The following is a 19,794-nucleotide window of genomic DNA, read 5'->3' as shown; positions in this document are numbered from 1 at the left end:
ACATGTCACTCATAATTGAAACTTAAAATAAATCGTAGTCCTGTGCTCCATTTTGACGGTATCGGACAGCCGATAGCGGCATGTGCAAGGCCATCCTGTGAATCTGCGGTTCGAGGTACCGGGCGATTATAGCCAATAACGGCATTGTTTGGGCATGAAGGAAGAAATGATCGCCAGGAAACAAATGGAGTGAAAACTGTCCGCGCGTCTCTTTACACCATGATTCGAGTTGCTCGCAGCTAACGCGAGAATCCTGCAGACCTCCGAATGCCACGATAGGACACGTCAGCGGCTCGCTCCGCATGCACCGGTAAGTTTCCCAGAGCGAGAAGTCGGCACGCAGGGTCGGCAGCATTATTGACATCAGTTCACGATTGTTTAGTACATCTTCGGGAGTGCCGCCAATTCGCTTAATTTCGGTCAAGAATTCATCCTCAGGCAGGTCGTGGAGTGTCCTTTTCGGTACGTCTCGTCTAGGGGTGCGACAGCCCGATACAAAAAGGCAAAAGGGCATCATCCGGTGCGCCGCCCGCAGCTCGTGGGCCAGTTCGAAAGCCAACAGACCGCCGAGGCTGTGTCCGAAAAAAGCAAAGGGTATATCGAGGCACGGCGCTATCGCCGTTGCAAGTTCGCGCGCCAACGGCGCCAATTGCGTGAACGCTTTCTCATGAAAGCGGATTCCCCGTCCTGGCAAGTTTACCGGACAGACCTCCACCAAATCAGAAAAATATTCTGGCCACGCACTGAATAAAGAAGAATTCCCCCCGGCATAAGGGAAACAGAAAAGCCGGATCTTTGCCGTCGACTTGCGGTTTGCAGACGGAAACCAGACGGAGGACTCCCAATCGTGCCCAGACATGCGCTAGCCTCTTCTCAGCGTTGTCCTGACGCTCTGGCTGCCATCGCTGGCTTTCCGGCAACATCCATCTGACTGCGGAGACTGAGAGGCCGCATATCGGTCCATATTTCCTTGATATAGGTTAGGCAGGCTTCTTTGTTTCCGGACTTGCCGACCGCCTGCCAACCGTCCGGAATCTCTTTGAAGTCCGACCAGATTGAATATTGATTCTCTTTGTTGACAACGACCTGATAAGTCATCCGGTCTTCTTCCTTGCTCCAACTCATCGATTCTCTCCTTTCTTAAAAAAATCTTAAGGGGTGACGATTATAATACAGATTTCCCTGTTCATGTTTTGTTATATCCATCACAATGTGATGGAGTCCACAATCCCTCCCTTTACGATCCATCTGGCGTTTGACTATCCGATATAGCGTCACATGCATGATTGCCTGCCGGAGATTACTCACCAATGTCCGACAAAACTTACATAAGCCCTGCCAGGACCGCATCATGCAATAGCCCAACCCAGTCCGAGACAGGATCAATTTCTGTAATCACACACCAGCTCGCATACCCGATCTTTTAACCTTAAAAAAAATAAGGTATATTCTTATGATACTCTTCTGGTTCTGAATTTCCCAGCTCAGATTTTGCTTTGTCCAGCAAAAATGAAGAGAATCAAAAATGATACAACGGGCGTTCGGGAACTCTGCCCGGTATAGAACCGCATGCATGATGCTTGTCGGAGAACACCTCACCAATGTCCGGCAAGACTTACATAAGCCCTGACAGGGCACATCATGCATCAATCCTGCAAAAGCTTAACTCGATTTATCGACCATAACTCCGACTCGGCGCCATGCTTGACATTTAATTATAAAAATCAATTATTAAATTCTGATGACGTTTATCACCACTAAATCAAAGCCGAGATAAAATAGTACTTCCGGCCAAGCTTCTTGCTATTGAGGATGATTCGAAGTTAGAGTAAATACCGCATTAGTAAAATCACCAGCTCAATCTCGACTATAGTGTTAATCAATCTAACCTTAAATTTCCATAAAACGAATCTGAAAAAACAGTTAAATCTGAAGAACTCATCAAGAAATAATCAAGCGCTGATATAAGGTCCTTGTTCTTCCTGATACCTGAATTGAGATTGCGCCTGTTCAGGCTGTTTTATAAAGAACAGAAACGCTCTGGCCCATGATCGGCTAGTTAATGGATCTTTTTCAGGCCGGTGAATGCCTGAACTTCTTTTCTGGCTAAAAATAAATGCTTTAATGGTTAATCTTTTTAACCGTTACACTGCCCCGCATCGCGTACTGTCGCCGTCAAACAGGCATTGAAAAGCTTATTCCAAGATTCTTTTTGTTTTTTCTGATGAATTAAGTGTGTTTTGCAAGGTCTCGGTTCTGTCCTTATCGAGTGAAATATCAATTACAAAATAATGGCGAGGCATTAGCATGAGATATTCAAAAACTGTCGTGGCAGGGCTATGGTCTTGTATGACAACAACTTATGCGCAACCGACGCTGGAAGCCGCTGCGGAAGCTACAGATGGGGTCATTATGGTCAATATGGACGAAAGAAAAAGAGCCATGACGACTGCCGATGCGCAGGCCATTATATCCTATTGGACGTCAGCAAAAATGTCCAAGACCAAGCCTGCGCAAATGCCTAAAGTCGTTATCAAGTCGGATTCATTGCTTTTCTCCTCGGCCAGCCAGGAAAGTGATGAGCAAGCCCTTCCTGGATACTCTCCCGGCTGTCCGCCTAAAGCTAAAAATTGCGATACCGCGCCACGCACCGTGTCATCTGAATCCTTACTGTCTTCCGAGAGCGTGGCTCATGGTGATCTGATCCAACCGATGCATGGCAGTAGCCCCGTTAACCCTAAAGACGGCCCCTATGGTCCGTTTCAGCGGTGGAGAGAGGCCGAACCCATTATAGCCTATCCCAAATCGACTATTGGAATACTGTTTTACACTCTCAATGGAAGGGATACCTCTTGCTCCGCTTCCGTAATTAATAGAAGCACATTGATTACTGCGGGCCACTGCAGTTCGGATGGAAAAGGACATTTGGCTACGAACCAGCTGTTTTGCCCAAGCTATGCCAACGGCGCACATCCGGCAAGAGGCTGTTGGGCAATAATTGCAAGAGTTGTACCGAGCCGCTGGCATACCTCAGGCGACGCGGATTACGATTATTCTTGCTTAATAACTGCAGCCACGGGAACGAAAATAGCGGATAAAATTGGCAATATCACGGGATGGTTGGCTCATGCCTGGAACTTTCCCCCTAACCAAGCCGAACGCACGTTCGGATATCCGGGTATCCCTCCGTTCAGGGGAAGAACTTTACAAACAACTGCATCGACTGAGTGGTACACCTATGATTCGACCAGTGGCGGACAGATTTCCAAAATAATCGGCAGCGATTTAACAGGCGGATCAAGCGGAGGACCTTGGATTTTAGGGTGGACAGGCGGACTCGGTGAAACGCCTGATACCGATGCATCGAGTACAACGGACCCTCTAAGTAATGCAGTCAATGGGGTGAATAGCCACAGCCGCTGTCTGGTTAATTGCAACATGCCCCCTACCACTACAAGTGGACTATTTTGGCAGGAGATGAGCTCGCCTCCGTTTAGGAACACTACATCTGATAATGACGAATCCGAAGACATCATAGCCGCATGTTTTGCGCATTCCAACAACGACCCTTAAAGCAAATTGGCATCATTAGCTTTAGCCGAAGCCTTTAAGGCAATGGATTCAGACAACTTAAGCCTTGGTTCATTTAAAGCTGGAGGTTATATCATGCATTATTCAAAATGGAAGCTTGTGCTGGGTTTATGGCTAATTTCGATGACAAGCTGCGGACAAACGCAAACCGATACGGACCAACGGAGGGCGACAGAAACCGACAAAACGAAGACAAGGGATGAGTCAAAAGCTATCGAATCTTACTGGACAAAAGAAAAAATGGAGAAGGCCAAACCTACGCCGACGCCAAAGCGGATTATCGACCCGAACGCTCCCGAAACGTCTCCTCCCGATGCGCAACCTGATAGAAAAGGCATGCCTGGCGATGAACCGGAAGAACGATAGAAAAATAAGGCCGTGATTTTGTTAGGAGTGCGAGGTTGTCAGCTGTTTCAGATGTAAAAATCTGAAACAGCTGGCTCAGTTTTCCCTTCTATCGCGCCTTCTTCCAATATAAATCAGGTTGTTGCGAAAATTTAAAGTTTTGCGTCTTTTCACGCTCTCGGTTCTTTATTGACGTCGGCTTTAACAAATCCATACCGGTTTTGAAAAGCGCCCAGTTAACCAATAAGCATGGCGATATTTATAAATTGCCTATTTTTATGGATACGTGTAGCTGGATAAAAATAGGCCAATTACTACTCTTACTAGTCATTCAGATGTGTATTTTGAATTAACGCGAGATAGAAGCAGGGACATACCCGTAACAAACAAAGGTATTAATATTGTTACCGGTTGAAGTCTGAATGAGCTTTGCTTTTAATTTACAAATTATAGAGAGGCTTGTCGGTTCTGATTAATGTAATTCTGAAATCAGGTCATGAAGCTGGCCGATTTTTTAACCGGCTTTACTATCTTTTCTGGAGATTTCCATGTTTCACAGGCAACTATTGTTACTACTGATACCCTTCTTCAGCTTTATCACCCAGCCCCCTGTTGCGCTCGCCGCCGAAGACACAGCCCAGGCCCAGCAGATCATTGAGGACAGCTCGGAACAAATAAAACAGACATTAAAACAACCGGCCTATCAAAACGACTTTAATAAGTCGGTCCAATTTGTCGACGGGATCGTGGCCAAATTCGCCGATATGACCAGAGTATCGCAACTGGTATTAGGCAAAAATATACACAAAGCTACCCCTGAACAAAGACAGCGCTTCATAAAAGAATTTCAAACCTTGCTGGTGCGCACTTACACCAGGGCATTTCTGGACTATAAAGACTGGACCATTACCTACAACCCTTATAACGATGACAAAGACGACGGCAGGACCCTTGTAAAGACCGTGGTCCATCAACCTGGGCAGCAGCCTGTTGATGTCAACTATCGCATGCTGCTGAATAAACAAGGCGAGTGGAAGGTCTACGACATTATCATTGCAGGCGTCAGCCTGGTAACTAATTATCGTACTTCTTTTAACCAGGAAATTGCGCAATCAGGTTCGATTGACAGTGTCATCCAAATGCTGATTGATAAAAACAGTAAAGCTGTAACCAGAAATAAGAGTTAAGAACACAGAATATATAATCAGAATCAAAAATCCAGGCACGGCATATTGCCCATACAGTTTTGGAAATGGCTGCGGATCGGCGCGCATTTTCTCACTTTACGACTGCCGATTTTTACCGGGCTGATCACAAAATAAGTGGCCTTCAACATCAACAATGGTTTCCCAAAATCCGTCGCCTGCAGTTCTAGGCAGGGCTTGAGCACACGTAATCCGCCAGAACAATCATTTGTCTTCTTGCACTAGGCGGTGCGGCATCAGGCCCCGTGGTCAAAAGTCTCAACAAGATGAGGCAGAACCAAGATGTCCTGATATCCGTGCCGCCGTCCATTCCGGATTAGGCTCCCCTGCTCCTGTCGACGAACTGTTCGGTTTCGTCATCCAACTGCCGGCTGGCGCGGCCCAAAGGCTGATGAATATAAAGAGATTTGGAAAGAGCCTTCGCATTGGTAAATTGCCTATCGCGAACCGGGGGCCGCATTTGATATTTGACCGGCATGCGGTGGTCTTCCAACTGAAGCGCAGGATTGAAGACTTTGTCGAACTTGAAGAGGTTGCTGATAAAATTAGTCTGGCCGCGTATTAAATGGCCGCCGATAATCTTGGTCACATCGCGTATGGCGGCCCAACCCAGGTGCTTGGTGAACATGACTCGTTGCGTTTCAACCAGCTCCGCATAAAACTCGTCAATCGGAAGGCGGGTCGGCAGCACCGCATGCTGGATATCGAACAGCCGGTAATCCTGGGTCGTAAGATTGCGTGATTCGGTCAGCCAGCTTTCTGTACCCGGATAGGGCGTATTGACGCTGATATTGACGATTTCCGGCACTTCCTTGCACCATTCCCTGACGACACGGAAGCGTTCATGATCCCAGTCCGTATCGGCGATGATGTTGATGGCGACATTGATGCCCAAGGATCTCGCGAATTCCAGCGCTTCGAAATTGCGGCTCAAATCAATGCGTTTGCGGTATTTTTCCAGACCCTCTTCATCAATCGATTCGATGCCCAGAAACATATAACTCATGCCGAGCTCCTTCCAGAATTTGAAGACGTCCTTGTTGCGCAACAGCACATCGCCGCGGGTTTCCAGATAATACTCCTTCTTGATGCCCTGCCTGGCCAGCGCCTCGCCGATCTCGAAGCCCATTTTTTCCTGAATAAACGCCACGTCGTCGACAATAAAAACGCCCGGCTCGCGGATGCGCTGCATTTCTTCGACGACTTTTTCGGGGCTCAGCACGCGATAACTGCGCCCGTAAAAAGTCCAGGCGCTGCAGAACGAGCAATCCCACGGGCAGCCCCTGGAAAATTCAATCGACGCGCACGGGTCCATGGTGCCCAGAAAGTATTTCTTGCGATAGTTGACTAGATCCCGCGCCGGCGACACATTATTCAAGTCGGCCATAAAAGTCGGTTGCCCTCCCTGCCCTTTCATGGTCACGACGCCCGGCACGCAATGAATATTTTCCCGGTCTTCCCTGATAGCCTGCAGCAATAACGGCAGCCCTGATTCGCCTTCGCCTTTCAGAATCGCATCGATCTTGCCTTCGCCGTGCTCCAGTATTTCTTCCGCCGTGAATGAGGCGCTATGGCCGCCGATAAAGACAAAATTGTGCGGCAACCGATCCTTAGCGGCTTTGGCCAGATCGATCACTTCCGGCACATTGGCCAGATAGTTCAACGAAAAGGCGATGATGTCGGGTTGCCAGTCATCCAGCAAACGGTACAAAGCCTGATGCGACTCCACCTGCAAATCGATCAGGCGGACCTGATAACCGCTCCGGCGGGCCGTATCGGCGACCTGCTCCAAGCCGAGCGGTTCGAGGCGCAAGAACACTTTGGTGTACATAAGTGGACTGGGATGGACGGCAAGAAACTTCATAATAACTCCTTATTATTGGTTCTCGTGACTCGCAACAATCCATGCAACCTTTAGCATAAATGCGCGCTTATGAAATAGGGTATCGACTCAATATAAAAAAACCCACTATATCGGTCAAGTTTGATCGCCTGTCGGCAAAAGAATTGGACTATATAGACAATGAGGCTGATTTTCTTGCTTCCTGCAAAATCGGTTTTCTGTCGTTCCTCGCGCATAATGTGTCATGCGTGCTTGGAAATTATTCTGGATAAACAAAAAATCCGCTTGCAAATGCATGACGAATCCGTTCAATATCAGCAATTATCAACAAAATAGAAACAATCTATTAATAACACACCATATTGTAAACCATTAATTATCTGCGTATAGTACATAACAACTAACGGCGAAATTTAATGCCTAACCTTTCAGGCAAATTTTTAAGCCGATGCTATACTTATTTTTGCTGGCTTATGAGAAATCATTCCAGCCTGTTTGTAACCGTTTTTGGCGAGTGTCCGAATATTTGGCGCGTAGCCATGAGATAGAGCCTGAAAAGCTCATCTCCACCTGTTTCATATACCTCCTCGGATTATGGAAATTCAGAACCTTATGATTCTGTATTCTTTGTACCTCCCGTTGCCATTGGCTCCGGGAGGTTTTTTTTGTCCGCGAACAACTGTTTTCTACTCTATAGTGCAGAAGAAATGCCGGTCCGGCCGTTTCCTTTAGCTGTACCGGGCAGTCGAGCCAACCAGGCCTGTATTCTGTCTTCGGCTTGTTGCACTAATTCGGCGAAAGCCGTTACCGCGCCCGATGCATCAGGCGTTTGTGTCACCTGCTCCAAATGAAATTCATGAGCGCCGAGCAGAACTTTATTATCAGGCGCATAAGCCTCCAGATAAAAACGCATCACGACACGGGCCCGGTCAGATGACTCGAACTGCTGTTCAAAGTCCAGCAGACGAATGTTCAGCAAATAATCCAGCGACTTTGTGTCGTCAACTAATTGCTGCTCAAGCAATTCCGGAGGCGCTGCGATCCAGCGGTCCAGGGCATAAAATCTTACCTGAGTCGGGGCCGCGTAGAGCAGCCGATAACGGATGCGGTTGTCCCATAACCATTTAGGTGCGGTGACCGTGACAGCCGGTTTAATCGATTGACCGCTTTCATTACGGGAATAAGGAGCGCCGAAATCGTGCAGTGCGGCTTGCTGCTGCTTGGAGGTAATGCTGCAACCGGTGCTGATTGCAATAGCGAGCAACAATAATACGCTTGAATAGTTCATTTCGGTTCCTTATAACCGGGTTCACCCGGACCGGGTTCGGGCTCAGCCGGACCCAACAGCAGGCTCTGTGGATTATTTTCGAGCATCGTCGCCACGCGTTTGACCTGGGTCGTGGTCGATTGCAGTTCTGACAACAGATCATTGATTTTCGGCAGCGTCGTTTGCAACAGAAGATCGCCGGCCGTTTTGCCGGTGTCGGTAAGGTTCTCCGCTTTATTGCTCAGCTTCTGCACATTGTTAGTTAAATGCTGTAAATCTGCGGTCAAGGCATTGACATGCATCAACGTTTTCTGAGCATCGGCGCTCAACGCCGGGACGCCGGCCAGCGCTTTATCCACGCTTACCTGTAAGTCGGCAAGCTTGGCGGTCAGCGTATTGAAATTACTGAGAATATCGCCGATATGTTTTTCGTTTTCTTCATTCAGCAATGAGTTAAGATGGTCCATGATCAGCTCGGCCTTTTTAAGCAGGTCTTCGCCTGTCAGCATCAGCTTGTCGGTCAATGACGGCACTAGGGGAATGCGCGTCATGGGATTATTGCCGGGCGGCAGCACTTCCCGAATCTTGCCGTCGTCCTGCAATTCGATCTGGGTTAAGCCGGTGACGCCTTTTAACCGCAACGTGGCATAAACGCCTTTGGTCAGCGTGATGTCTTTGTCCACTTCAATCGGCACCAGAATCGTGCCGAAATCTTTCGGATCAAACAGGATCTTCCGCACTTTGCCTACGGCAATGCCGCGGAAAAATACCGTGGACTCGGGATTGAGGCCGGAAACGGATTGGCGCGTTGAAATCACATAAAGATCGCGTTCGCGCTCAAAATGGCCCATCCAGTAGATCACGATCGCCGTCGCCGTAATTAAAGCGACCAAAAACAGACCGGTCATCAATGCGTGATTATTTCTACCCATGCGTAGTCTCTTGATATTGAAATACCCGCTCAGCGCGCCTATTGTGGAAAAACTCTTCAACAAAAGGATGCTTGCTGCTCAGTACCTTGGCCAGCGGTCCGAATGCGGCCAGTTGATGATCGGCCAAAACCGCCACCAGCGTGCATAAATCCCTCAAGATATCCAGATCATGCGTCACCATGACGACCGTGAACCTGAGATCGCGATGCAGGCTTGATAACAGTTCAACAAAATCCTCACTGGAAATAGGGTCCAGGCCCGAGGTGGGCTCGTCCAGCAACAGCAACGGCGGCTCCACGATCAGCGCACGGGCAAGCGCGACTCGCTTGGTCATGCCGCCGGATAGATCGGCCGGCTTCAGCCAGGCATCCTTAGGCGACAACCCTACGTTTTCCAGTTTCATGAAAACCAGATGCCTGATCAATTCCTCGTCACGGACGCCCAATTCACGCAACGGGAAGGCAATATTATCGAAAACATCCAGCACGCTGAACAGCGCGCCTTTTTGGAACAGCACGCCGAAATTGTTGCGCAACCGCCGCCCGCTACTGGCACTGGTGCTCTTCATGGATTGCCCCATCACGAACACCTCCCCCTGCGTAGGCGTTTGCAGGCCTATGATCTCACGCAGCAAGACCGTCTTACCGGAGCCAGACGCGCCCACCAAGCCCATAATCTGGCCTTGCGGCAGGCAAAGATTGATATCCTTATGCACCAACTTCTCGCCGAAGCGGGTCCAGACGTGTTCGATCCGTATCGCGCATGAAGACGTATCTTTCGGAGACTCGATCATGGCATGCCTACCTTCATAAACAGGATCGCGAATACGGCATCGTTCATGATCACCACGGTAATCGCGGCCACTACGGAATTCGTCGTTTCGTAGCCGAGACTTTCGGTATTGGGCTGAATACGGAATCCGAAATGGCAGGCAATCAGCGCTATCATCAAACCGAACACGACGCTCTTGCCCAGCCCGATAAAGACATTAAGCAGCGGCACCACATCGGGCAACTTGAGAAAAAACTGCTGGTAACTGATATCCAGCGTATTCTGCGCCGAAACCATGCCGCCGACCAGCGCCATAGCGCTGGTCCAGACGCTCAGCAGCGGCATTGAAATCGTCAGCGCCGCCACTTTGGGCAGAATCAAACGCATGGAGTGGGAAATGCCCATTGCGGACAATGCATCGAGTTCTTCGGTGACACGCATGATGCCGATTTGCGCAGTCATGGCCGAACCGGAACGGCCGGCGACCAGAATGGCCGCGAGCAATGGCCCCAGCTCGCGAATAACGCTCAGGCCCAGAATATCGATAATGTAAATCTCGGCTCCGAAAAGCTTTAGTTGCAGCGCCGACAGATAACTGAGCACGATGCCGATCAGGAAACCCACCAGTGCCGTAATGCCCAAAGCCCGAACGCCCGCCTCATAGATCGTGCCGGAAATCTCAGACCAGGGAACAGCTCCCGGATGCCGGAGCAAGTAAGTTATATCGAGAGCCAGCTGGCCTAGCAGCATGACCAAGTCTAGCAGCTGAAGCCGGAAACTCTCAATCGTTCGCTGCAGATATTGAATTATCAGGAATACCCGGGAACGCTTAGGCTTGGATTCCGTAAGCTGTTGCGATTGCCAGCGCTCGAACAAACGCTGATGCTCCGGCCGCATCCGGAGCGCCGCCGGCATCTGCTTCCCCCAATCCTGCCAGAGAATCAAGGCCGTGCCGCTATCGAGCACATCGACAGCCTCCATATCCCATTGCATATTTTTGTTGCCGGCCAATTTTTTGATTTTATGCCTCAACAGCGGCGCCATCGCCAGATTGCGCAGCGTCCAGTTGCCAGACAATCTGACCACTTTATCGCCCTCCTTTTGCTTATGGACTTTCAGCAATGCTGAGGAGTCTGAACGTATTGCGGCATCAGTCATAAATAATTTACGGTAGCAAACAAAAAGTTTTCCTTAGCGACATACTATCCGAATTGATTATATCTTGCCTGAAAAGGTATGGCGTTCAGCTGAAGCTGGGGACTAAGCTCGTGCTCAGAAATGACTTTTACTTGTGTTTTACCTGTATCATAATCAATACCATGATTATGAACACAAGCCCTCAAGATCACGACTTTTTCTTTCAAGCCTATAATAAAAATTAACTTATGGATATAAAAAACACATCAGTCATACTATCCCTTTTTCTTGTTACAAGCCCCGCTTTCGCCATTGATCCGGTTTATGATGGACCCAACGGCATTCGAGCGAAGGTATTCGCTTCCAATTGTCTGGCCTGCCATACATCCAATCTGCCCGGCTCGGCGCGCAACGGCGCTCCGGCCGATGTCAACTTTGATACCTATGAGGCAGCGCTAAAGAAGGTTGAGCGCGCCGTCGTCAGGGCCGTCGAGAAGAGATCGATGCCTCCCGTCAACACCAAACCACTTCTAAACGAAGAACAAAGGGCTGCCATGATCGCGTGGCAAAGCGCCGGCTTCCCAAAAACGGCTGTTTCCTCTTTTGACGGCAGTATTCTGACTCTCCCAGTCCTCGAAATCGGCGATCGCAAAGTCAAAGCCACGTTTAGATCAACCTCTCTCAAAAATAGTCCGACCGGCTACGGGTTCATACTGGATAGCATTGGGCCAACCACAGCGGTTTCAGAGCATCCGGCAACTTTTGCTCCTGAAACCGGGCAAATGCATCTGCCTTCGGTGGAGTTGATGGAAAAGGGCGTCAGCCTGGGCAGCGGAGATGTCCAGATGACCTGGGTAACCGGTTCAGCGCCAATGGTATTTACCTTGGATAATCCCAGTTTTCCGACAATTTCGCCCCCGGCTACTTACAATTATAGCAGCGGTATCATGACCCTGCCGGTCGTCAATGTCGGAGACCAGAAGTTCCGTGCAACCCTGAAGCTAATTCCCCTCCTCACCAGCCCATCAAATTCCGGTTTTATGCTGGAAAGCGCTGAGCTGACCACGGCATCTTCAGAGGATGCCGCAACTTATAATCCTGAAACCGGACAGGTTGTCCTGCCTGTGATAAAAGTGATGCAAAACGGCGTCAGGCTAGGCCAGATGCTTACCGAAATGGAATTGGTGCCAGGCTCTAATCCGCTGCTGTTCAACATAACTGCCTCTACCGTTATGCCTGTAGCCCCATGGTATCCGGCAAGCCCGCAATAACTTCAGCATTATCGCCTTACCAATAAGGCCATGCCCTTATAAGAAAGCGGCGATAATGGTGAATGCTCTCCATTATCGCCGCTGTCCCTGAGGCGGGAAATTAGCACAGCTTCTTAAATACATGCGTCGGCCTGATGATGCTCAGTCCGAGATGGTGTGACATCAGTTCGTGGGGTAAATTCAAAAGCGGCTTTCTATCTGACCAAAGTCAATGTCATGTATGACTAAAGTCAATGTCATGATTTTTGGCGTAGGCTAGCCTGTGTATTGCGACTTTTTAAAGCCTACACACAAAGGTGAACCAATGAATATAAAAAGTTCGTTGATCCTGCTGTTTTCTCTCCTTATCACAGGCCCCGCTTTCGCCATTGATCCGGTTTATGACGGGCCCAACGGCATTCGAGCAAAAGTATTCGCCGCCAATTGTCTGGCCTGCCATGCCTCCCATCTGACCGGCTCGGCGCGCAACGGCGCTCCGGACGACGTCAACTTTGATACCTATGAGGCAACGCGACCGAATGCTGAGAGCGCCATCGTCGCGGCCGTTGAGCAGGGGTCTATGCCGCCCAGTACCAGCGGTTCATTGCTTAACGAAGAACAAAGTGCCGCCATGCTCGCGTGGCAAGACGCCGGCTTCCCAAAAGGCATTATAACCACTGCCGGCTCTGCCGATCCCTCTTTTGACGGCACCCGATTAAGAATCCCGGTGGTCAATATCGGCAATCAAAAATTCAATGCCTCCCTGAGGCTGATTCCGCTCGAAAGCAGCCCGACCGGCAACGGATTCGTATTGGAGAACGCCGCGTTGACCACGGCATCTTCCAGCAATCCCGCCACTGCCGACCCTGCGACCGGGAAAGTATTTGTACCTTCGGCAGCAGTAATACAGAACGGCACCGATATAGGCACAGTGGCTATCCAGCTGACATTGATTCCGGGCTCTGATCCAATGACGTTCAGCTTGGATAACCGTTTGACGGTACCCACTAACGCCAACTACTCTTTTAATACCACCCTTCTGAATCTGCCGGTTGTCATTGTCGGCAATCAGAAATTCCGCGCAAACCTGAGACTGGTCTCTTTGGGCGGCAGCCCCACCGGTATTGGATTCGTACTGGAAAGCGCCGTGCTGACCGGCGCATCTTCGGACACTGCCGCGACTGCCAACACTGCAACCGGATTAGTCACTATGCCTTACGTAGAGCTGATACAAGACGACATTATCCAAAGCGCGGTCCGAGCCGAAATGCAATTGGTACCGGGTTCCAATCCGTTACAGTTCATCTTAACCAACTACACGCCTATCGCAGAATGAGTCCATCGAACCAGCAATGAACTTGATCATTGCTGGTTGTCTACCGATAAGACTATGTTTTAATTGATGAAGGACTTTTTATCTCAGGCATGAAATTGATTTATTTAACTTCAATCGCCAGCATAGCGGCGCTAACAGGTTGCCCGCCATTGTCGCCGCCGTCCCCTGAAACCGGAACTCAACACAGCTTCTTAAATACATGCGCCGCCCTGATTATGTCCAACCCGAGATAAGGTGACGCTCAACCGACATAAGAAATCAAGCTCATGCTCATCAATAGATTTTACCTGACTTAAATCAATGTAATGATTTTTTAAGTTAGATAATCTGAGATCACGACTTTATTTGCAAGCCCCAAAGGTGAACCTATGAATATAAAGAGCTCGTTAGTCTTACTGTTTTCTTTCCTTATCACAGGCCATGCTTTCGCTATTGATCCGGTTTATGACGGGCCCAACGGCATTCGAGAGAAAGTATTTGCCACCAACTGTCTGTCCTGTCATTCGTCTCAGCTGACCGGAGCGGCGCGCAACGGCGCGCCTCCCGGAGTCAACTGGGATACCTATGAGGCAACGCTACCCAATGCTGATAGTGCCATCACCAGGGCTGTTGAGGCAATGACAATGCCGCCCGCGGGTACCAAACCACCGCTTAACCAGGAACAAAAAGATGCCATGCTCGCATGGCAAAGCGCCGGTTTCCCGCAAGCAGCGGCGGACACCCCTATCAATGCCACTTTTGATGGAACAACATTGAAACTTCCGGTGGTCGATGTCGGCAGCCAGAAATTCAATGCCACCCTGAGATTGATTCCACTCACAGGCAGTCCGACCGGCGTTGGATTCGTGCTGGAAAATGCCGTGTTGACCACGGAGTCTTCGGATACTGCCGCGACTTATGACTCCGCATCCGGAAAAGTACTCATCCCTTCGGTGGATGTGGTACAGAACGGCGCTGTCCAAGATCAGGTAACGAATATCGAATTGACATTAGTGGCTGGCTCTGATCCTATGACGTTTAATTTAGAACAAAGCGGCTTAGAGATTCCAACTGTTGCCTTCTTCTCTTATGACGCCAACAAGCTGGCAATACCGGTCATCAATGTCGGAGAGCAAAAGTTCAGTGCAATCCTGAATCTCATCCAACTCCCAAGCAGTCCGACCGGCCTTGGCTTCCAGCTGGAAGCCGCAGAGTTGACCCAACTAACTTCGGACACTCCTGCGACTTATGACCCCGCATCCGGAATAGTCACCCTGCCTTTAATTGATCTGCAGCGAAACGGCGTCAGTGAAAGTCAGGTAAGCGCTGAAATGCAATTGGTACCGGGCTCCGATCCGTTACAGTTCAGCTTAACCAGCTACACGCCTATCACGCAATGATGCCTATTAAACCAGCAATGAATTTGATCATTGCTGGTTTTCTGCCGATAAGGCGCGAGACTGATTTATTTAACCTTAGCCGCCTAGCGGCGACAATGAATTGTCCGTCATTGCCGCCGCTCTCCCGGAATCCGCAATTTCAGCATAACCTCTTAATATACTGTCCAGTTTCAATTATATTCTGCCCGGAATGATGACAAACCCTGCTGGCAGTAAAAATAGGCTCATATTCAATATCGGCTTTTTATCTGATTAAAATCAATGTAATGATCTTTTATGTTAGATAGCCTGTGTCATATTTTTATATCTCAGGCCTATATCAAGGGTGAACCTATGAAGATAAAAAGCTCGTTGGTTATTCTGCTCTCTTTCCTTATCACAGACTGTGTTTTCGCTGCCGCAACGGTCGCGCCCAACGCTTCTTTTGACGGTTTAACGCTGAAACTGCCAGTCGTTAATGTCGGCAGCCAAAAATTCAACGCCACCCTCGGACTCACTCTGCCCAACAATAGCCCAACCGGCTACGGATTCGTATTGAAAAACGCTGAACTGACTACGGCTTCTTCAAACAATCCCGCGACGTTTGACCCTGAAACAGGGCAAGTGCTGATACCTTTGGTAGAGGTAACGCAAGGCGGCACCAGCTTGGGCACGGGAGATGCCTACTTGACGCTGATAACAGGATCTGAGCCCATGCAGTTTATTTTAGAAGAGCCCGGCTTTCCGAATCTTTCAACGACAGCCTCCTATTTTTATGACACCACTACGCTGACCCTGCCGGTCGTTTTTGTCGGCACGCAAAAATTCAGGGCTGGCTTGAAGCTCATTCCGCTCCAGGATAGCCCGACCGGTCTTGGATTCGTACTGGAAACTGCCGAGTTGACCGCAACCAATTCAGACAGCGCCGTGAATGCTGATACTGAAACCGGTCTAGTTACTCTGCCTTATGTAGAGATGATAAAAGACGGCGCCAGCCAGACCCCGGTAAGTGCTGAAATGGAATTGATACCGGGATCTAACCCACTGCGGTTCAGATTACTCAAATACCCTCCCATCCAACAGTGATATGCCGGACCCGCATAAAACCTGAACATCGCCGGTTTTCTGCCGATAAGACTATATGTGTAATAAGGTAGTAAGTAATGAAGGATTTTCTCTCACGTATGAGACTGGTTTATTTAACTTTAATCGCCGGCATAGCGGCGATAATGAGCTGTTCGTCATTGTCGCCACCGTCCCTGAAACCGGAACTCAATGCCGCGCAAAGCCATGCCCAGTATGTCGGAGCAAGCGTTTGTTCCAGTTGTCATGAACTTGAAAACAGTCACTGGAGCCATACGGTTCATGCGCGCATTCCCCATCTTGCCGCGCCGGACAATCCGAAAGTAGAAGGCTGCGAAACCTGTCACGGCCCCGGGTCAGAGCACGTATCGGCCCCTGCCGATAAATCGAAAATCATGGCGTTCACGCATCAGTCAGGCGCGACCGTCAGCCAGCAGAACTCCATGTGCCTTCAGTGCCACAGCGGCAAGGAGCGCATTGCCTGGCCGGGCTCAGTCCATCAAATGAATGACTTGAGCTGCAGCGATTGCCATAATCCGATGGCGCAGTTCTCGCAAAAGGGCCTGTTGCGCAAGGATGAAATCAATCAGACCTGCTACAGCTGCCATCAGCAACAGCGCGCCGAGTTCAGAAAACGCTCGCACATGCCCTTGCCCGAAGGCAAAGTCACCTGCATCGACTGCCACAATCCGCACGGTTCGAACACCGACCCGATGCTGAAAGCCGATACGGTCAATCAGGTTTGCTATCAATGCCATCAGGAAAAGCGCGGCCCTTTCATCTGGGAGCATGCGCCGGTCCGGGAAAGCTGCCTGAATTGCCATCAGCCGCATGGCTCCAATCACGAATCGCTGCTGGTCAGCACCAGGCCGTTCCTGTGCCAGACCTGCCATACCAACCGCGGCCATCCCAACGATTTGATGACGACCGCGAATCTGGCGTCGGCTTCCAATCCGGATGCGCGCCTCATCAACCGAAGCTGCCAAAACTGCCATGCCCAGATTCATGGCTCCAATCATGCCGCGGGCATGCTTTTCCATCGATAGCGAGGCGGCGATGCCGCCCGCTGTCAGCGCCGGCCGCTCCGGCAGCCAATATACTGCTTCGCTTGTTGCATTGCTGGCCTTTACCTCATCGGCGATCGGCGCCGGCAATCCGCCCGGGAACAACCTCAATCCTACGGGCACCGATACAACCCGGATCAAATCCCCGCAGGGGCTTTCCTCGGTCAAACAGAAACCTTCCAGAACGCCGAGCGGCCTGCTGTTCGATACGCCCTATGAGCCGTTAAACTATAAGAAGCTGAATGAAGACTGGCAATACCGGGGCAGTCTGGATTTCGGCTATTTATTCGGCAGCGGCAGAAAATCGTCTTCTAAATTCAGCGATTACAGCGACTGGCGCAACGGTCCCTTGCTCAATTACTTTTCGCTGTCAGGCTGGCAGGCGCGTGAAGGCTATTTTTTGGACGCGCAAGGCGGCGGTGTCGGGCGTGACGATCAGTATTATCAATTATCGACAGGCCAACTCGGCACCTTCAGGATCAACGGTTTTTTCAACCAGACGCCGCATACCTATACCGACAATGCCGTAACGATTTTTCACGGTGTCGGCAGCGAAAACCTGACGCTGCCGTTCGGGCTTGTTCCCGGCCGCAACAACAGCGAGCAAATCCGGCAGGCCCTGGCATCGGCCTACAATCCCGATCTGGGCATCAACCGGGAGGAAAGCCGCATCGGCTTCAACTATACGCCGACACTGGGCCTGAAATTCTTCGCCGATTTTTCCCATGAAACGCGCGAAGGCCGGCGGGCTTTCGGCGGCTCGTTCCTGCCGCCGTTTTATGCCGGCGCGAACTCAGGCGGCATGGTCGAAACCATCGAGCCCATCGATTACGTGACCAATGAAATACGCACCGGCTTTAGCTATGCCGGCACCGATCTAGAACTCAACCTGAACTATACCGGCTCATTCTTTGCCAACGACAAGGGCCAGCTGAGCTTCAACAACCCGTTTACCAACCTTCCCGGCACGAACTTTATCGTCGAGCGCGGCCGCTACGATTTGTATCCCGACAACACCTTCCACCAGGTCAAGACCGATCTCGCCTACCGGCTGCCGATGCGCGGGCAGCTGACCTCGACACTGTCCTGGTCGCGCATGTACCAGAATGATGACCTGCTCCCGTCAACCCTCAACTCAGGGCAGACCTTTACCGGCATCAACATGGACCAGTGGAATTCAATCGCATCGCTGCCGCGAAGAACCGCCGATGCCGAAATTACGAACTGGCTGTTTCAACTGGGCCTGCAACTGGCACCGTGGGACCCTTTGACGCTGAAAGCGAAATTCCGCTATTACAACGAAGCCAATGACACGGACTATACGGCGTTCAACCGGCTGACCAACCAATACGGAATGGTCCTCGAAGACGGCGCGCAAGGCGGCGAGGTTTTCAGGCCGGCAACGCCGCAAAGCCCGTTTCATTACCGCAGCATCCCCTTTTCGCAGAAAGTCATGGACTGGTTCTTCGATGCCGATTACCGGCTCAGCTACAAGACCACGGCCGGCTTCGGCTATCATTTTGAACAGCATGAACCCAGCTACCGCGAGCGCATCAGCACCGATGAAAACCATCTGAAATTCCATTTATCGAACCGCTCACTGTCCTGGACGACCTTGCGCCTGTCCTACGAATACTCGACCCGGGACGGCAGCGATTATGACTACAACCCCTACGTACCCTTCTATACCGGCTCGCTGCTCGGCTTCAGATCGTCGCTGACCGACGGCGTCACGCCGCACACGCTCGCCGATCTCAGAAAATACGATCTGAGCGACCGGCAGCAGCACCAGATCAAGGCCCAGGCCAACTTCCTGCTGCGCGAGGATCTGGATCTGATCGCTTCCGCCAACTGGACCAACAACGTTTATGACGTGCGTTACGGACTGCAAAACGCCCGCACCATTTCGGCCAATCTGGAAGGCAACTATCAGCCTACTTCACGGCTGAATGCCTACGCTTTCTACAGTTTTCAGAAACAGCAAAGCCAGCTCAGCAATATCAACGACATCGGCTTATCGGCCGACCCTTACGCCGGCGGCAGCCGTTTCCCTTATATCGCGGCCTGGAAAGAAGCCGTCGACGACATCAGCCACATGATAGGGCTAGGGTTCCGCTACCAGTTCGACCCGCTCGATATCGACATCCGTTATTCATACAACTGGGCCAATACGAATGTCGGCTATGACGCCGCATCCAACCTGGCCTTCGCCAATCCAGATGCGCCCAATCAGGCCGCCAGCAATAGCTTTCCGGTCATCAATTTCGACAGGCATATTCTGGAAACCAACCTGAGATGGAACCTGCGCAAGGACATATCGATGCGCTTCTATCATCGTTATGAACATAACACCGTACAAGACTGGCACTACGACGGCCTCACGCCGCTGATCGGCAATCATCTGTTTCTGAATGCGATACCGGAGAACTATGGCGAGCATGTTTTTGGGGTGTTTGTGCAGTATCGTGTTCAGTAATGAGATATACCCCGTTTGCCCCACCGAGCACCGGAGCTTTTAGCGGCGGCTTAGCGGCGGCAGGCTGGGTTGCTAAACCCCGCATTTCGGCCGCCCATGCCGGGTTTCCGCTAAAGCTCCAACCCAGCCTACACAG

Annotated in this window: 16 protein-coding genes; 9 read left to right on the top strand and 7 right to left on the bottom strand. The window is 50.5% G+C overall.

Features of this window, described 5'->3' with window-relative positions:
- Nucleotides 1-22 precede the first annotated feature (22 nt).
- Both IT781_RS07530 and IT781_RS07525 read right to left on the bottom strand, forming a co-directional pair.
- Entirely contained in the window at nucleotides 23-859 is an 837-nt protein-coding gene (locus IT781_RS07530; protein WP_194969532.1) for a thioesterase II family protein, read from the bottom strand.
- A 14-nt stretch (nucleotides 860-873) separates the two neighbouring features.
- A complete protein-coding gene (locus IT781_RS07525) occupies nucleotides 874-1,125 on the bottom strand; it encodes an MbtH family NRPS accessory protein (RefSeq protein WP_194969531.1) in 252 nt (83 codons plus the stop codon).
- 1,182 nt (nucleotides 1,126-2,307) lie between these two features.
- Between IT781_RS07525 and IT781_RS07520 the strand changes: the two genes are divergently transcribed.
- The 3 genes from IT781_RS07520 to IT781_RS07510 all read left to right on the top strand — a co-directional run bounded on the left by IT781_RS07520 (nucleotide 2,308) and on the right by IT781_RS07510 (nucleotide 5,123).
- Nucleotides 2,308-3,573 carry a serine protease gene (locus tag IT781_RS07520; RefSeq protein ID WP_194969530.1) on the top strand — a complete coding sequence of 422 codons (1,266 nt, stop codon included), beginning with the start codon at nucleotides 2,308-2,310 and terminating at the stop codon, nucleotides 3,571-3,573.
- A 6-nt stretch (nucleotides 3,574-3,579) separates the two neighbouring features.
- Entirely contained in the window at nucleotides 3,580-3,957 is a 378-nt protein-coding gene (locus IT781_RS07515) for a hypothetical protein (protein ID WP_194969529.1), read from the top strand.
- A 527-nt stretch (nucleotides 3,958-4,484) separates the two neighbouring features.
- On the top strand, nucleotides 4,485-5,123 hold the full coding sequence (locus tag IT781_RS07510; RefSeq protein WP_194969528.1) for a phospholipid-binding protein MlaC: 639 nt from the start codon (nucleotides 4,485-4,487) through the stop codon (nucleotides 5,121-5,123).
- A 334-nt stretch (nucleotides 5,124-5,457) separates the two neighbouring features.
- Here IT781_RS07510 and hpnR read toward each other — a convergent pair whose 3' ends face one another.
- From hpnR to IT781_RS07485, 5 genes are all read right to left on the bottom strand, one after another.
- A complete protein-coding gene (hpnR, locus tag IT781_RS07505; protein WP_194969527.1) occupies nucleotides 5,458-7,005 on the bottom strand; it encodes a hopanoid C-3 methylase HpnR in 1,548 nt (515 codons plus the stop codon).
- Nucleotides 7,006-7,675: 670 nt separating this feature from the next.
- Nucleotides 7,676-8,272, bottom strand: coding sequence for a hypothetical protein (locus IT781_RS07500; protein WP_194969526.1), 597 nt, complete (start codon nucleotides 8,270-8,272; stop codon nucleotides 7,676-7,678).
- A complete protein-coding gene (locus IT781_RS07495; protein ID WP_194969525.1) occupies nucleotides 8,269-9,183 on the bottom strand; it encodes an MlaD family protein in 915 nt (304 codons plus the stop codon). The genes IT781_RS07500 and IT781_RS07495 overlap by 4 nt, the downstream gene beginning before the upstream one ends.
- Nucleotides 9,176-9,976 carry an ABC transporter ATP-binding protein gene (locus IT781_RS07490; protein ID WP_194969524.1) on the bottom strand — a complete coding sequence of 267 codons (801 nt, stop codon included), beginning with the start codon at nucleotides 9,974-9,976 and terminating at the stop codon, nucleotides 9,176-9,178. The genes IT781_RS07495 and IT781_RS07490 overlap by 8 nt, the downstream gene beginning before the upstream one ends.
- Entirely contained in the window at nucleotides 9,973-11,112 is a 1,140-nt protein-coding gene (locus tag IT781_RS07485; protein WP_194969523.1) for an ABC transporter permease, read from the bottom strand. Before IT781_RS07485 ends, IT781_RS07490 begins: the two co-directional genes overlap by 4 nt.
- Nucleotides 11,113-11,339: 227 nt before the next feature.
- Here IT781_RS07485 and IT781_RS07480 point away from each other — a divergent pair, with 227 nt between their 5' ends.
- The 6 genes from IT781_RS07480 (at nucleotide 11,340) to IT781_RS07455 (ending at nucleotide 19,658) form a co-directional block, all read left to right on the top strand.
- Nucleotides 11,340-12,362: a cytochrome c gene (locus tag IT781_RS07480; protein ID WP_194969522.1), complete on the top strand. Its 1,023-nt coding sequence runs from the start codon at nucleotides 11,340-11,342 to the stop codon at nucleotides 12,360-12,362.
- 304 nt (nucleotides 12,363-12,666) lie between these two features.
- A complete protein-coding gene (locus IT781_RS07475) occupies nucleotides 12,667-13,677 on the top strand; it encodes a cytochrome c (RefSeq protein WP_194969521.1) in 1,011 nt (336 codons plus the stop codon).
- Between the two features lie 368 nt (nucleotides 13,678-14,045).
- Entirely contained in the window at nucleotides 14,046-15,056 is a 1,011-nt protein-coding gene (locus tag IT781_RS07470) for a hypothetical protein (protein ID WP_194969520.1), read from the top strand.
- Between the two features lie 333 nt (nucleotides 15,057-15,389).
- Complete coding sequence (locus IT781_RS07465; RefSeq protein WP_194969519.1) at nucleotides 15,390-16,121, top strand: hypothetical protein; 732 nt, start codon at nucleotides 15,390-15,392, stop codon at nucleotides 16,119-16,121.
- Nucleotides 16,122-16,198: 77 nt separating this feature from the next.
- Complete coding sequence (locus tag IT781_RS07460; protein ID WP_194969518.1) at nucleotides 16,199-17,164, top strand: DmsE family decaheme c-type cytochrome; 966 nt, start codon at nucleotides 16,199-16,201, stop codon at nucleotides 17,162-17,164.
- Nucleotides 17,136-19,658, top strand: coding sequence for an MtrB/PioB family decaheme-associated outer membrane protein (locus IT781_RS07455; RefSeq protein ID WP_194969517.1), 2,523 nt, complete (start codon nucleotides 17,136-17,138; stop codon nucleotides 19,656-19,658). Before IT781_RS07460 ends, IT781_RS07455 begins: the two co-directional genes overlap by 29 nt.
- Nucleotides 19,659-19,794 lie beyond the last annotated feature (136 nt).

This window comes from Methylobacter sp. BlB1, from assembly GCF_015476545.1.
In the GTDB taxonomy this organism is placed as follows: Bacteria; Pseudomonadota; Gammaproteobacteria; order Methylococcales; family Methylomonadaceae; genus Methylobacter.
Note: the sequence above shows the minus strand (reverse complement) of the source record. Positions and strands in the feature narration are given on the sequence as shown.